At 31.8% G+C, this 15,487-nt stretch carries 20 protein-coding genes; 4 read left to right on the top strand and 16 right to left on the bottom strand.

Translation table 11 applies throughout. The annotated features are described in order from the left end of the window. The 8 genes from AC2LE6_RS05855 to AC2LE6_RS05820 all read right to left on the bottom strand — a co-directional run. The coding region (locus AC2LE6_RS05855; RefSeq protein ID WP_484478326.1) for a hypothetical protein at positions 1-495 on the bottom strand (495 nt) is incomplete at its 3' end. Further along, on the bottom strand, positions 492-1,415 hold the full coding sequence (locus AC2LE6_RS05850; protein WP_484478325.1) for an alpha/beta fold hydrolase: 924 nt from the start codon (positions 1,413-1,415) through the stop codon (positions 492-494). The genes AC2LE6_RS05855 and AC2LE6_RS05850, both read right to left, overlap by 4 nt. Before the next feature lie 2 nt (positions 1,416-1,417). Beyond that, complete coding sequence (locus AC2LE6_RS05845; RefSeq protein ID WP_484478324.1) at positions 1,418-1,864, bottom strand: GNAT family N-acetyltransferase; 447 nt, start codon at positions 1,862-1,864, stop codon at positions 1,418-1,420. 66 nt (positions 1,865-1,930) lie between these two features. Next, entirely contained in the window at positions 1,931-2,200 is a 270-nt protein-coding gene (gene rpsO, locus AC2LE6_RS05840) for a 30S ribosomal protein S15 (RefSeq protein ID WP_484478323.1), read from the bottom strand. A gap of 114 nt (positions 2,201-2,314) precedes the next feature. Continuing rightward, on the bottom strand, positions 2,315-3,220 hold the full coding sequence (locus AC2LE6_RS05835; RefSeq protein WP_484478322.1) for a bifunctional riboflavin kinase/FAD synthetase: 906 nt from the start codon (positions 3,218-3,220) through the stop codon (positions 2,315-2,317). Between the two features lies 1 nt (position 3,221). Then, positions 3,222-4,103, bottom strand: a complete 882-nt coding sequence (gene truB / locus AC2LE6_RS05830) for a tRNA pseudouridine(55) synthase TruB (protein ID WP_484478321.1) — start codon at positions 4,101-4,103, stop codon at positions 3,222-3,224. Positions 4,104-4,168: 65 nt separating this feature from the next. After that, the gene (trxA, locus tag AC2LE6_RS05825; protein ID WP_484478320.1) at positions 4,169-4,477 is read right to left on the bottom strand and encodes a thioredoxin; all 309 of its coding nucleotides are present in this window, start codon (positions 4,475-4,477) and stop codon (positions 4,169-4,171) included. 74 nt (positions 4,478-4,551) lie between these two features. After that, positions 4,552-6,873 carry an endonuclease MutS2 gene (locus tag AC2LE6_RS05820; RefSeq protein ID WP_484478319.1) on the bottom strand — a complete coding sequence of 774 codons (2,322 nt, stop codon included), beginning with the start codon at positions 6,871-6,873 and terminating at the stop codon, positions 4,552-4,554. 65 nt (positions 6,874-6,938) lie between these two features. Here AC2LE6_RS05820 and rnhC point away from each other — a divergent pair, with 65 nt between their 5' ends. Both rnhC and AC2LE6_RS05810 read left to right on the top strand, forming a co-directional pair. Beyond that, positions 6,939-7,844, top strand: coding sequence for a ribonuclease HIII (rnhC, locus tag AC2LE6_RS05815; protein WP_484478318.1), 906 nt, complete (start codon positions 6,939-6,941; stop codon positions 7,842-7,844). A 69-nt stretch (positions 7,845-7,913) separates the two neighbouring features. After that, complete coding sequence (locus tag AC2LE6_RS05810) at positions 7,914-8,411, top strand: ferritin (RefSeq protein WP_484478317.1); 498 nt, start codon at positions 7,914-7,916, stop codon at positions 8,409-8,411. 34 nt (positions 8,412-8,445) lie between these two features. On the opposite strand, the gene AC2LE6_RS05805 is transcribed toward AC2LE6_RS05810, so the two are convergent. The 5 genes from AC2LE6_RS05805 to AC2LE6_RS05785 all read right to left on the bottom strand — a co-directional run bounded on the left by AC2LE6_RS05805 (position 8,446) and on the right by AC2LE6_RS05785 (position 12,140). After that, on the bottom strand, positions 8,446-9,081 hold the full coding sequence (locus tag AC2LE6_RS05805; RefSeq protein ID WP_484478316.1) for a hypothetical protein: 636 nt from the start codon (positions 9,079-9,081) through the stop codon (positions 8,446-8,448). A 12-nt stretch (positions 9,082-9,093) separates the two neighbouring features. Next, positions 9,094-9,597: a dihydrofolate reductase family protein gene (locus AC2LE6_RS05800; RefSeq protein ID WP_484478315.1), complete on the bottom strand. Its 504-nt coding sequence runs from the start codon at positions 9,595-9,597 to the stop codon at positions 9,094-9,096. Between the two features lie 11 nt (positions 9,598-9,608). Further along, positions 9,609-9,821, bottom strand: coding sequence for a hypothetical protein (locus tag AC2LE6_RS05795; RefSeq protein ID WP_484478314.1), 213 nt, complete (start codon positions 9,819-9,821; stop codon positions 9,609-9,611). A gap of 40 nt (positions 9,822-9,861) precedes the next feature. Continuing rightward, positions 9,862-11,190, bottom strand: a complete 1,329-nt coding sequence (locus AC2LE6_RS05790) for an MATE family efflux transporter (RefSeq protein ID WP_484478313.1) — start codon at positions 11,188-11,190, stop codon at positions 9,862-9,864. Between the two features lie 158 nt (positions 11,191-11,348). After that, positions 11,349-12,140, bottom strand: a complete 792-nt coding sequence (locus AC2LE6_RS05785) for a hypothetical protein (RefSeq protein ID WP_484478312.1) — start codon at positions 12,138-12,140, stop codon at positions 11,349-11,351. Between the two features lie 302 nt (positions 12,141-12,442). Here AC2LE6_RS05785 and AC2LE6_RS05780 point away from each other — a divergent pair, with 302 nt between their 5' ends. Then, entirely contained in the window at positions 12,443-13,336 is an 894-nt protein-coding gene (locus AC2LE6_RS05780; protein ID WP_484478311.1) for a hypothetical protein, read from the top strand. 23 nt (positions 13,337-13,359) lie between these two features. On the opposite strand, the gene AC2LE6_RS05775 is transcribed toward AC2LE6_RS05780, so the two are convergent. Beyond that, on the bottom strand, positions 13,360-13,794 hold the full coding sequence (locus AC2LE6_RS05775) for a hypothetical protein (protein WP_484478310.1): 435 nt from the start codon (positions 13,792-13,794) through the stop codon (positions 13,360-13,362). 32 nt (positions 13,795-13,826) lie between these two features. Then, positions 13,827-14,255 (bottom strand): hypothetical protein, encoded by a 429-nt coding sequence (locus AC2LE6_RS05770; protein ID WP_484478309.1) that lies wholly within the window; start codon positions 14,253-14,255, stop codon positions 13,827-13,829. 151 nt (positions 14,256-14,406) lie between these two features. Here AC2LE6_RS05770 and AC2LE6_RS05765 point away from each other — a divergent pair, with 151 nt between their 5' ends. Then, positions 14,407-14,757: a RidA family protein gene (locus AC2LE6_RS05765; protein ID WP_484478308.1), complete on the top strand. Its 351-nt coding sequence runs from the start codon at positions 14,407-14,409 to the stop codon at positions 14,755-14,757. A gap of 31 nt (positions 14,758-14,788) precedes the next feature. On the opposite strand, the gene AC2LE6_RS05760 is transcribed toward AC2LE6_RS05765, so the two are convergent. Next, positions 14,789-15,487 (bottom strand): hypothetical protein (locus tag AC2LE6_RS05760; RefSeq protein ID WP_484478307.1); only part of this gene is annotated, 699 nt, incomplete at its 5' end.

Genomic DNA, 15,487 nt, shown 5'->3' with positions numbered 1-15,487 from the left:
TAACGTAACAACAACATTAACAACACCTTTGAATACATCTAGAACACTGAATATATTAGTATCTTCTCCCATTGCATCAATCGAAGCTAATATTTTATCTAAAATACCTTGTAAGAAACTGTTTTCTGCAATGAAGCTTTCGATACTAACTATGATTGAGTCCCAATCAAGATCCATAAACTCTTTACCTTGTGTATAGATAATATCTCCTATGGTATACATTAATACTACTAAACCAAGAATAAATACAATAATAACAATTGTTACATTGATCCATTGTTTGGTTATCTTTGCCCTTGTTTTTAGTAGTTTCATTAGCGGCGCTAATAAATAACTAATAAACAATGCAATCCCAAATGGTAATAGTATAGCGTTGATTGCGGTAAACAATAATCCAATCTGCTTTCCAAATAATGAGTTTAAATAATACAAACTAACTAGCGTTAGCGCTGCAATCCCTAAATTCTGCAGCCACTTAATACGATCTATTTTCATACTGTGCCCCCTATAAATGTAAGTATATCGTTAAATACTTCTTCTTTATTTAATTCCTGTAAGGTATCATGTCTACCTTCAGGATAAATCTTCAATCTACTTTTAAACCCTGCTTCTAAGTATAACTCATGTAACGCCATTGTTGCATCTCCAAAGTCAGTCGCAGGATCATGACTTCCAGATAATAACATAATTGGTACATCAATATGTGAATTTAATATGTTATTTAAGTTATTTATCTTCTTAATCGCTTTTAACATATCAACAAATACACTGACACTTAATCTAATATATAGATATTTGTCTTCTTTATTGATATCTGTATACTCTTTATCTCTTGTTAACCATTCAATAAAATGATCAATCTCTACTTTTTCATTTAACCTAAGCTGTGTTTGTCTAAACATGTTATCAAACATGTTAGATGGTTTCTTTGCTTTAAACAGTTTTAAGACATTTCCAATAAATAGTCCTAGTCCAATCCCTTTTAGATTACTGTATCCTCCACCGTTTAAGATAATACGTTTGTATTCATTCTCAAATTCAATAAGATACAATCTTATAATCATACTCCCAAGACTATGTCCAAATAGATAGATTTGTGTACCAGGAAAGTCTTCCTTTATACGCTCTCTAACGCTATTTAACCCGTCTACTAGTACCTTTTCACCTTTACTACCAAAATAAACAGTACCAAGCAACATATCATTCCCATCTCTTGATTTACCTTGAGATACATGGTCATGGATATACACTATATAACCATTTTCATTCAAAAACGAAGCAAAGTCCTTATATCTAAGTCCGTGCTCGTTTATTCCATGTACAAGTTGTACAACCCCTTTAATTTCAAAGACATCATCAAACATATATGTATGTAGTTTATTACCATATGAATCTAATACTTTAAATTCCTTCATTATTACTCACCGTCTATATTCATTATGTAGTGTTTAATCGTACTAACTTCTTTAAACCCTATTGATTTATGAAAAATCTGACTCATTACGTTTTCAACTTCTGTGTCAGATCCTATTTGGTTTAATCCAAGTGTTTTAAAATACTTTATTGCTTCCTGCATTAGTTTATACGCTATTTGATTACGTCTATAAGGTTCACATACATAAATACCTTCTATGTATCCAACACCTAAACTGTCACACCCTTCAACATAATCATTACGGATCGATGTATTAATAAACCCGACCGCAGATTCTTCTTTTATACTAATAAACAAGAAAATCATTTCTTTACTTAAGTAGTGATCTTGTATGATTTTATTCAACTCTTCGTCTTTAATATCAGACCATAGTTTTTTAACCAATGTTTTATAATCTTCTTCATACTTCTTTTCTAATTCAATAATCATAGTATCACCTCATTAGTATTATATCATAATAGATTAAAAAAAAGACACCGTATTGGTGTCTTTAAATTATCTTCTTAATCCTAATTTTGCGATTAATGCTCTGTAACGTTCAACTTCAGTTCTTTGTAAGTACTTAAGTAATCCACGACGTTTACCAACTTTCATTAGTAATCCTCTTCTACTATGGAAGTCATGAATGTGTGACTTTAAGTGTTCGTTTAATTCTTCGATTTCTTTTGTAACGATAGCTACTTGTACTTCTGTAGAACCACTGTCTCCATCTTTTAAACCAAATTCCTTAACGATTGCTTGTTTTTGCTCTTTAGTTAATGCCATTATAGTTTCCTCCTTGTTTTCGTCTTACCTAGTATCCTTGATAAAGGATGAGGATCCTTAATCTAAGAAACAGGCGCAAAAGTATTATATCATACTCCTATATTGTTTCAAGTGTTATTTTAAGTTTTTTAACACTTCTATAGAATCTATTTTATCTTGATCTATTTTTTTGATTAGACCTTCAACTGAATCAAACTTTAATTCATCACGTAATCGTTTGATAAACTTGATTTCAATCTCTTCTCCATATATTTCTTTATTGAAGTGAAAGATATTTGATTCTACTGAGACAACTGCGAGGCAGTTGAGAGTTGGATTGTGTCCAACACTACTCATTGAATCATACCATGTACCATCGTATTTTGTCTTTGTAACGTATACTCCGGTTTTTGGGATAAGATAGTTGTTTGTATCACAGTTCGCTGTAGGATAGCCGATTGTGCGTCCTTTTTTAGCACCGTGGATGACTTCTCCTTTGACAGAATAGAAATCTCCTAGTACTTCGTGTACTTTATCTACTTGTCCGCTGTTTATTAAGTCTCTTATATGTGTAGAACCTACTTTGTATCCTTCGTAAGTTACTTCATCGACTACTATTGTATTGAATCTTGAATCTTCTTTTAATGTATTCGTTGTTCCAGAACCACGAACTCCAAATTTAAAATCAAATCCACAAACGATTGTATGGATATTGTTTAAGTAGTAATTCACAAAGTCTTCTGGAGTTAGTACTGCCTTTTCTTTTGTGAATTCAATTACATAAACAAAATCAAGATCAAATTCTTCTAAGATCTCTAGTTTTCGTTTTAATGGAGTTAGGTAATGATAATCTAAATCAAATAGTATTGATTTAGGGTGTACATCAAATGTGATGACAGCCTTTTTTAGATTATTCTTGTTTCCAAATTCAATTGTTTTGTTGATTAACTCTTTGTGAGCTAGATGAACACCATCAAAGAACCCAATAGCAGCTACTGTGTTTTTTTCAAGTTTCATTCCGTTTAATTTGATTACTTTCATATTAATCACCTTGGTAAAATATATTTTGTGCTTTCATTTTACTAGCAGTTGGATGTAAGTCATATAACGCTAGTAAATTGTTTTCGTTATCTATTATACGTGTTAACGTTGGTTTTTCAAACTGTTTTAAGCTAATTGCCATCCCATTTTTGATATGATGTTTGATTTCATCGTTAACAAGAAGTGCTGGAAGATGGTTTAAAGCATCACTCATAGAGATCATTTTATAGTTTCCTTCTTTTACATCTTCGATTGTACAGCTATCTTCAATATTGAATTTACCAGCTTGTGATCTATGTAGATCGTAGTTGTGGGCTGGGTATCCAAGTTTTTTACCGATATCATAACTCAGTGTTCTAACGTATAAACCTTTAGAAGCGTGAACTTCATAGCTGAAGTACGCGCAGTTATCTTTATATTCTATTTCAGAGATACGTTTGATTGATTTGATTTCGATATCACGAGATGGGATATCGTCTATAACGATTCCTTGTCTTGCGTATTCGTATAAACGTTTCCCTTTATATTTAATTGCGCTATACATTGGGGGAGTTTGTGTGTAAGTCCCTAGAAATGAATCTAAAATAGAATCAATATCATTAATTTCAGAGACTGGAGCTTGATCAATTACCTCTCCTGTTTTATCAACTGTGTCTGTTGATATCCCAATACAAGCTTTTGCGATATATACTTTTTCATCGTTGTTTAAGTACTTCATAATCTTTGTACCTTTGTTTACTCCGACAACCAAAAGACCAGTCGCATCAGGGTCAAGTGTCCCTGTGTGGCCAAGTTTTCCTGTATTAAGAGGTTTTTTTAGTACTGCGATTACATCAAAAGATGTGAAATCCTTTGGTTTGTTTATTAATAGTATTCCGTCCATTTAAATCACCAACCGTATTATATAATAAACCATAAAAAAAACCAAGTTTTAAACTTGGTTTTTAATTATGCGTTTTTAACCCAATCAACTAATGCGTCTTTAGGCATAAACCCTGCTTTTTGAGCAACAGTTTTTCCTTCTTTGATTACGAATAATGCTGGGATTCCTCTAACACCGAAGTTGCTTGATAAATCTGGATTTTCATCTACATTTACTTTTACTACTTTGATATCTTCGTTTTCGTTTGCGATTTGTTCTAAAACCGGTCCGATCATTCTACATGGTGCACACCAGTCTGCATAAAAGTCTAATAATACTGTCCCTTTTGCGATTTCCTCATTAAAGTTGTCATTGTTTGCATATACTAAAGCCATAATTAATTCCTCCTCTTTATATTTCGTTTTAATTATAATTTACATGCTTATTTAAATCAATCTTTTTGCTCTCATTATTTTAAATAAAATATAGTAACTCCTTGGCCACCTTCTCCGCCTTCACCATCACGATGGGATTCTACCATCTGATGCTTGTCTAAGTAGGTCTTAACAAGTTTTCTTATCGTTAGCGTACCAAAGCCGTGAATAACGTGTCCGTGGGGCATATTTGAGACTAGACAATCATCTACATACTTGTCAAGTTCGTATTTTGCCTCTTCATAACGTAATCCTCTTAAGTCTAATTGGATTCTAGCGTTCTTTTTAACATGTGATCTGATTCTTCCTTTTGGTTCTTCTTTTACTTTACGTTCGATGAATTCAAAACCGTCTTCACTAAACTGTGAATTTAAGATACCCATTTTAACGATCCAGTTATTGTTTTTTTGTTTTTTTACAAGTTCACCTGTTCTGTTAAATTTAAGAACAGTTACCAAATCTCCAGGTAAGTATTCATGATCAGTTGTCGTTGACTTTGTTTCTTCATCAAGACTTAGGTTCTTCACTTTGTATTTCATTTCTGCGATTTCGTGTTCTTTTATATTTTGGTTCTTTTGCATCTCTTCTATCTCTTTTAGAAGCGTTAAGGCTTCATGTTTTGCCTCACTAACGATTTGACTTTTTGAAACTGCGCCTTTTCGCTTTATTTCATTTTGTCGCTCTATTAGTTCTCTTTGTAACTTCTCGTTTCGTTTGACTAGTTCTTTATTGTCATGAATTAAGGTTTCATACTCTTGAATTTGGATATCAAGACTATTTCCTTGTTTTTCTAGTTTGTTTATTAAGTCACTAATCTCTGACTGACTTGTTAGAACGTTTTCTTTTGCGTCGTTGATTATTTTTTCAGGTAATCCAAGACGTTCACTGATTAGTAATGCGTTTGATTTACCAGGTGTTCCTAGTAATAACCTGTATGTTGGACTTAATGTCTCAACATTGAATTCAACACTGGCGTTGATGATTTCTTCTTTATCGTATGCGTACGCTTTTAACTCAGGATAATGAGTTGTCGCGATAACGTATACTCCTCTAATTCTAATGTAGTCTAGAATACTAATAGCGAGACTCGCACCTTCTTTAGGATCTGTTCCGCTTCCTAACTCATCTAGTAAGATTAGACTACCGACAGTCATATTCTTTAAGATATTAATAATACGTGTCATATGTGAACTAAATGTCGATAACGATTGTTCAATTGATTGTTCATCACCGATATCAGCGAAGATGTTTTCAAATATTACTGTTTTAGATCCTTCACTGACAGGAACCATTAGTCCTGATTGAATCATGACAGATAATAATCCCATTGTTTTAATCGCTACGGTTTTACCACCGGTGTTTGGTCCTGTGATAATGATGATGCGTTCTTGTTTGTTGTAGGTTATTGTGTTTGGTACTACTTCATCCTGTTTGATTAATGGATGTCTTGCCTTTACTAGATGTACTTCATGTTCAGTAATTAAAGGCATCGTACATTCAAAATCAACACTGAATTTCGCTTTGGCATATACCATATCTAAATAACATAATGTATTGTAGTTATTCATTAATGGTTCATAGTGATCTGCGATCTTCGCTGTTAATTCACGTAAGATACGTTCTATTTCACGTTCTTCATCTAACATTAAGATATTAATTTCATTATTTAGTAATGTAACAGATTGAGGTTCCATATAAACAGTTTCACCTGAACTTGAATAATCAATGATCGTACCTTTAAAGTTATTCTTTTCACTTAACTTTACAGGGACAACCATTCTATTACTTCTTAATGTAATTAAACTGTCAGCTAGTTTTGTTTTTTGAGAATTTAAGATTCCGTTTAAACGCTCTGTGATCTTATTTTGTTTTTGATTAATCTTCGCTCTTATTCTACTTAGTTCATGACTCGCTCTGTCATGAACACGTCCATCAATGGTAATAACCATATTGATGTCTTGTTTTAATCCTTTTACTTGTGACAGTTGATCATAATAGAAATCAAGTGCATCTCCTTCTATTTCTTCCTCTTTCACATTCTTATAAAATGTTCTATTGTTTATTGTCGCATCTAATAATCCAATCACGTTTAAAAACTCAGTTGGTCTAAGAACTGAATGGATTTTAGCTTTTTGTAAGGTCTCATGTAAATCTCTGATACCACCAAATGGTGGTTCTTTATACCTTGTTACAATATCAAACGCATGATTGGTTTCTTCTAATAAGCGTTTAATCTCTAAGGCATTGTTCGTTGGAGAGATATTACTTACAAGTTCTTTACCGTGTAATGTACTTGCTTTTCTTATGATGAGATCTTTTATTTTGTCGAATTCTAATAAACTTGTATCAAATTGCATATTCATCACTCCTAGATATTATTTTAACAAATAGTATGGTAAAATGAAAGGCAGGAGTGGATTTTATGAACTACGTATTAAAATTGAATGAAACAGAAGCAAAAAAAGTGATTATGTTCTACCGTGATTACCAAAAAGAAACCAACAATATGACTGTATTGTTTTTTGCGAAAACTGATTTGGTAAGTATCACTGTTTATAAATCATTTAAAGTTATGTTTCAAGGTACTGACGCCGTTAATGAGTATAATATGTGGAATGTTATGCTTAAGAAAGAAACAGTTGTTACAAAGGAAAAAGCAAGTAAACAGATCCCAAACAACTACTTTTTAACATCTATAGGTAGTGATGAAGTAGGTACAGGAGATTTCTTTGGTCCTGTGGTTGTTTGTGCAGCATATATAACTCCTGATTTGATTGAATTTTTACAATCACTTGGAATTGATGATTCAAAAAAGATAACAGACGATAAAATAAGAGTCATTGGGGAACAGTTAAAAGATAAAGTAACCTATAGTATGTTAGCTCTTCATAATGATAAGTTTAACGAGATGACAAAACGTGGTTACAACATGAATAAACTAAAAGCATACTTGCATAATAGTGCGATACTTCAGTTATCAAAGAAAGTACCATCTACTACTGTTGTCCTTGATCAGTTTTGTGATCCTGGACTATACTTTAAATACTTAAACCAGGAACAAAACATATTTAGAGATATAACATTTACTACAAAAGCAGAAAGCAAATATGCTTCAGTCGCAGTTGGTAGTATTATTGCGAGATATGCATTCTTACAATACTTTGATTTAATGATTGAAGAATCTGGATATCCACTATTAAAAGGTGCTTCTAAAAAAGTAGACCAACAAGTTGCGTTAATTATTAAAGAAAAGGGTGAATCTTTCCTAAATAAATACGCCAAAACAAACTTCGTAACATTACAAAAAGCAAAGGATTTATTAGCATAAAATAAAGTGTATTAATGGTTGTTAAAAGGCTTTATTGTGTTATAATACATATGAAAAGGAGATGATTAGATGAATCAAAAATTAGTTGATGCAATCAACGAACAATTAAATTATGAAATTGAATCAGCGCATATCTACTTAGCTATGGCTGGATACGTAGGAACTTTAGGATTAGACGGGTTTGAAAACTGGCTAATGGTACAATATGAAGAGGAATTAGCACATGCTAAGAAATTCATGGGATACATTAATGAACGTGGTGGAAGAGTTGCTATTAAAGGATTTGAAGACCCAGAAAATGACTACAATTCTCTTTTAGAAGTATTCGAGGTTTCACTGAAGCATGAATACACAGTTACTGAAAGAATCAATAACTTAATGAGCATCGCTCATGAAGTAAAAGATTACGCAGCAATCTCATTCTTAGGATGGTATGTTGAAGAACAAGTTGAAGAGGAAGACAATTTTGGTAAAATGATTGATAAAATCAAATTAGTAAAAGACGCTGGACTTTACATCTTAGATCAAGAAGCTGGACAAAGAGTATTTGTACCAATCTCAAAATAGTAAATAAAAAAGACGAGAAATCGTCTTTTTTTATTTATTCAACTTCAAAACTATTTAGGACAAGAAATAAATACCCATCCTCTTGGTAAATTAGTCTTACAAAACCAAATGAGTTCTCAGATATTTGAATCACCCATACATCTTTTACTTCTTCGATGTCATCTTCTGTGACAATCATTGTTCCTACAAGGTACCCAACAGGATAATCTCTTTCAATTCCTGTGTAATTGCTCATAAAGTGAAATCTTGATTCCAATGGATCTGTCAGTTCAGTTATAACATCTATTGTAGTTGATGAGAAGGTTCTGTTGTTGTATAAATCCAATTCTAGATTTATACGTTCAAAACTAGGAAACAACCCCTCGTATAGATAAACGTCATCTTCTTCACATGCTGATACATAAAGAATTCTTATTGTGTTCCCTGTATTGTCGACTAGTTTACGCCCTGTATGTTCTTTAACTACACTACAATTTTCTCCAGTTATGTGTTCTCCCATAACTTCGATTTCGTCCCATGAACTATACTCAATAATATAGTCTTCAAACTCATACTCAGTTGCAAAAACAGTAAGTGCTTCTTCTGATATATCGCGATTATCACATGGATGACAACCACTTAATAACATTATTCCAAACAATAAAGCTATAAAGCTAATTTTCTTATACATAGAACCCCTCCACTACTTTTTATACACAACGAATAAACTATCTCCGTAATGTTCGTGTTTCACTAACGTTAAATCTTTCATTCCACTACTATTTAAAAACATAGGAATACCTTCTCCTATAATTTGTGGTACATATAATAACTGGAATTCATCAACAAGTCCTAAATTGATAAAACTCTTAATCACTTTACTACCACCAAACAACCAGATGTTGCCATCTATTTCTTGACAAAGTGAAGAAATATTAGTTTTAGTAAACGTGACATGAGGTTCATTTGACTTAAGTTTTTGTTTTGTTAAAACGTATATCTTTTTATTCTTAAATGGCATTTCACCAAACTCTAACATCTTCTCATATGTTCCTCGGCCCATGATTATCGTGTCGATTGAATGAACAAAAGAATTAAATTCTTCTGTAAACTCAGTATTCATGTCCCCAAGAAAATCTACATCACCGTTTTTTCTAGCAATATATCCATCTAAGGATAACGCCAGTTGTACTATTACATAACTCATACAATCACCTCTTATAGATTGAAGATACTTACAATCGTTATTACTACACCAATCAGTGTTAAGAACATTCCAAGTAATACAATACTTAATTGAACTTGCCCTAATCCGTTCTTATCTACTCCGTGCCTTGCTGCCCATGACAGTTTTGATAATCCCTCAACATTTTTAATCATCAATAACCCCACGATAATCATTAATACCCCATATATTATGTATTCAATCATTTCATCCACCTCAATATAATTATAACATAAAAATAGATACCTAATTGGTATCTATTAGTTTTATTTTAGTCCATTTTCTTTGGAACCATCTATATGCCATAGATGATCCTCTAAATACTTCATCTAACATTCCAGCAACAAAGACTCCTACAAGCCCCATATTCAGTTCTATTGCGAATATGTAACTAAATAACACATTTACTCCAAACATCGATATAACAGCCATTATTACAGGGAATACAGTATCTCCAGCTGAACGAAGAGCGTGAATAAACACAAAGTTCATTGAACGACCTAGTTCCATGAAGAAGGCAATGTATAACACTGTTCTTGCCATATCGATAATGATTGGATCATCAGTGAATAATCCTATAACACTAGCACTAAATACATTTAGCAGTAATGTAATGAACATAACTAGCAAGAAGGCAATCCGTAATGCTTTCTTTGTATGTTCATATGCTTTTTCATGTTGATTCTCTCCAATGAAGTAACCAACAATAATCGCGTTACCACTCGCAAACGAGAAACTAAATATAAAGATGAAACTCAGAATAGTATAAATGTATGTTCTTGCAATTACTGCTTCTGGAGTTAATTGATTGATTATCGCCATGATAAAGACTTGAGCTATATTCCACATTAAGTTTTCAGTAGCCGCTGGTATTCCAACAAAGAGTATTTTCTTTAACTGTACCAGATGTAACCTTACTTTCAGTATTTTAATATCTAATATCTTATACGCTGATATACCGAGGATAGCAACCATTATTATCCTTGATACTACAGTACCAATCGCAGCTCCTTGAACCCCAAGACGTGGTAATCCAAATAAACCATATATTAATACTGCGTTTATCGCTATATTTACTAAATTTCCTATAATCATGATATACATTACTACTTTTGGTTTACCAAAGGATCTAAATCCATTGCTTATCGCAACCCTAATTGCGATAAAGACAAGTGATAATCCAACAATCCTGATATAGGTAACTGAATCTTCCATAAAGATTGAGTTGGTTCCAATCATTTCAAGTAGTGATTTTCCAAGGATTACAACAACAGTACTTAATACAATCCCAATAATAAAGTTCCCAGCAATACCAGTAACAACTGTATCTTTTGCCTTTTGAACTTTCTTTGCCCCTAAATACTGTGCAGCAACTACACCAATTCCTAAGGCAATTACATTTACAATAATACCAAATAAGAATAAAATCCCATTACTGACACCAACACTACCAACAGCTGTATCACTAAATCTTGATAACATCACAGTATCTACAGTACCTAGTAATGTAAAGAATAACATTTCAACTAGTATTGGCCATGTAATCTTATATATGTTTTTCTCTAATTTACCCATGATGTCACCTACTTTCAAACCGTATTATAACACCACCATTTCAAAAGTCACGAGTTATGTATTAATTAGTCACTTTGCATAAAAAAAGAAGCCAAATTGGCTTCTATACTTTGTCAGTAAAATTTAAGTATTCTTTGGCATCTTTACATATAGCAATATTATCTAATATCATTTGGAATATAACCCTGTACTGTAAATCTAGATTTTCTTAAATGCTTAATAATATCTAGGGTTACATCCTTAAGGATTAATTTTTTATCTGTCTTCTTGAACTGGAGTTCTAAATATGCTCTACTTCTATTTCTTGTTCTCTTATTCTTCACTTTAATTGTTCTTTTAAGCTCTGATAAAGAATACTCTTTTTCTATCAATATGAAGTTACGGATTAATAACGCACTGCGGTCTAACTTAATTCTGTAGTTCAGGATGCTTAGGAACACAAAAACTAATAGAATATCAATCAAAAATAGAACTATTCCACTTGTTAATTCATAGTAGTTTGAGAATACTGTTAGAAGCATATAACTAAATAACCCCATCGCAAATATATAAAATGATATAAATACCAAAAGGGATACTCTTGTAATTTTGTAGTTCTTGAGAATTGATGATATATGGACGTCATCTAATGATAACGGCTTTGTTTCAGTAGCAAGATAGTGTTTTAAATCATGTGTTGGTTTAATCCTTTTGTTTAATTTTAATACCGTTTGAATTAGTTCAACCATATCTTTTCTTTCGTACGTTGATTTAGGTACTGTTATTTCATAATCACTTATAAACTTAAAGCCGGTATGTTTTCCAAATATAATCTCCTCATTATGATATACAAGAGTTATAGATAAGATTTCACTAATCCTAAATACTTTTCTAGAGAATCCAAAGTATCTTGAGAAAGATATTTTATCGTCACTTAGTTTTATATGACTATTGAATACATTTACCATCATAATGACTAAGACTAAACCCACATATATAAATAAACTAAACTCTGGAATAATATTGTTTACTGCAAGTACTATCTAGAGGATACCAGTTGCAATCATTATAACGATATATTTAGTTAAGAATAACTCTTCATTTTTCGAGTATGATTTAATCATGATAATCGCCCTTTCCTTAAGACTCCATATTATTTTACCATATCAGTTCATCGTGGTAAATGAATTATATGTCCTATTTAACCTCATTAATGACAAATGATAATAAAGGTATGATATAATGATACTAATTACAAATAGGAGGCACAAATATGTGGACATGGGCAACTACTTGGTGGAGTATTGTTTTGATGATCAGTGTTATTAATTTAGCAATTGGGATTTATATCTTTATTCAATCAAGAAAAGAAAAAACTTCAAAAATGAATTACCGTAAAATGATGGCAATCACAGGGTTAATATTTTTAAGTGTTGCGATGTATCGTTCAATCTTCATTTCAAGGTATCTTACACAGTTAGCTTGGTTTGATTCATTCTTAAACAGTTCTTTGTTAATTCGATCATTCGCTGTTTTCGCAGAAATATCATTGGCTTTTCTTATTATGAATGGATTGTTACACTTTAATAAAGAATTTGAAATCAGTGAGAAGTTCAAAAACAGTACACTTCTACAATTCTTTATCAATAAGGCACCAAGATTACTTCTTATCCTAATTATAGTAGCGCAACCATTTGCGTATGGCGGTTTATTCTTTAAACTACGTATACTATTCGCCATTGAAGAAACACTGTGGGGGATTGGATTCTTGTTAATCATACCGTTGGTGTTGATTCAAGTTAAAATGATGTTCAGTCTTAAAGATAAAAGTTTAAAACAAAGTTATGTCTTATACAGAATGATGACAATGATTTTAGCATTATTTAGTGTAGGTTATGTATTTTACTCGTTATTTTATCATTTACCAATTGAATACTGGCCAGCTGCAATAGAACAAGTTAGAATGTCTACACCAGAACCCGAAATCACATTTAGTTTTCAAGCTATATGGGATTCACTAGTCGTTATTAATCCAACAAGAGATTATGATGCTTGGGGTGGTATGGGATTTGTTATATGGCAAACTGGATACTTTACTATCTGTGGATGGATCGCTCTTATTTTAATGAGTGGACCAAGAATATTAACAAACAAAAAAGAAGCTTAGGCTTCTTTTTTTATTGAAGTAACTTAGTCTTCTAAATGCCAAAACGACTTCATTTCCTTAGGCATTTCTAAATCATTGGCATATATGTATCTTATTAATTGTCCTTGGTGTAAATACTCATGACTGATTAAATCAATAATGAGTGATGATTGATTATCGGATAACTCTTCTAGTCCACTGATTTGATTTATTAGCTTATTAGATACATCATAAGCATGTTTGTTAATAATTGTATGATTATATCTATCACTATGTTTAAAATCAGGATTCCAGCTAAACTCAGTATCTGATACAATACATTTACCATATGCGTCTCTAGCACCTAGTAAGCAAGCAATCTGACTTCCTATTGAGTTTGATCTAGTTGATTCTATATTAAGTTTAAGTGCTTCTTCTTTAATTACTTTCATAAACTCGTTATTCATTTTAAAAGCTTTTTCTAATTTTTTTACTACCATATGTATAATCTCCTTGGTATAAAATTATCTTTTTAGTAAAACAGGTCTGCGATATATACTTTTTTAGGATTGTCCTTATCAACGATTAAGTTTACTTCAGTTAATTTAGCTAACTTAATTTTTTGAATAGGCCCAATCAACAACATAGCTTTTCCCTTAAATTCTTTATCATTTACTTGATAAGTAAATGATATGTAAAAATTACCATTATTCTTTCTAGTCCCTAGTACAGAACCAATTACCTTGTTAGAACCAATTCTGATTAGTTCATTATTCAACATCATAGTCCTAGCAACCAATAAAGCGATAGCTATAATTATAACAGGTATAACCATTCCTAATACTGAAGTTTCACCAACCATTAAAATCAATACTAATAATAGTGTAACTACTGTCGCAATTAGAAACAAAAGTTTTGCCAAATAATCATATTTGATGATATTCATTATTTTAGGTTTCATATCCATCATCCTCCTTCTACTTTTAGTACATTATACTATAACTGTGTATTAAACCCTAATTTCAAAGTGGTTATAACAGAAGTCATCATCCTATTGACAATAATGAGATAAACAAGGATAATAGATTTATATCGAATCAAAGGAGATTACAATGAATATAAAACGCTACGAAGGAACTGGAAGAATGAGTAGAGTTGTAGAACATAATAATACACTTTATTTATGCGGACAAACTGCGAAATTATCAGGAGATACTATTGAAGCACAAACAAAAGGTACTATTAAGAAAATTGAAGACTTATTAGAAAAATACGGATCAGACAGCAAACATATCTTAAGTGTTACTATCTACTTAAAGGATATGAGTTTATTCGGTGGGATGAACTCTGTATGGGATTCATTTGTAATAGATGGTTTCGAACCAGCTAGAGCAACTGTTGAAGCAAAGATGGCAAGTTCTGAGATACTGGTTGAAATGTCAGTAATCGCAGCGAAAATCTAAATAAAAAAGGCTAACTGAGTTAGCCTTTTTTTTATTCTAATAGTTCAATAATGATATCGTATCCAATTCTTATTTCAGCGATGTCTTGTTGAGATAGAGTATATGATGTTTCGATATAGGTAATAAGTTCTTCAAAGGTTCCTGTCTCAAAATCGAACTCTATATGCTCGTAATTTGAATGACTTCCTCCGTAATAAACTTCTACATGCTCTATGGCATCTATTTCATTAGTTGTAAGAGTGCGGTCTAGTTTGTATTCTGCTATATCTATTTTATAGAATGTTACCCTTGCTGGTAATTCATCATATAACTCTATAAATAGGTTATATGTAAATATAGCTTCTGGAGTTGGTGTTAATCCGTTATTCTCTAGTGTTGCTCTAAATTCACTTAAGTCGTAGTTTACAAGTGAATATACCGAGACTGAACCATCTAGTTCATTGAATAAATCAAACAATGTGTTTAATGAATTGATTTCGGTATCTGTTAAGTCAGGAAGGTAGTCTTGATAGATATAGAAGAAATCATGATGATCGTACTTTAAAGTTTTATATACGTCTTTAATATCTGCTTGGAATGAGAGAGTTGATGTCTCAAACGTTATGTATTCACTTGGTTTGTAGTAAGGATCTGGATCTGGATATGGTTCGTATGGTCCTGCATCTTTGGCACAGCTAGAAAAGAACACAAGTAAACTAATTGTGAATATCAGTAATAGTTTTTTCATCAT

This window comes from Candidatus Izemoplasma sp. (genome assembly GCF_982632705.1).
This window is presented reverse-complemented; position numbering and strand designations above follow the sequence as displayed.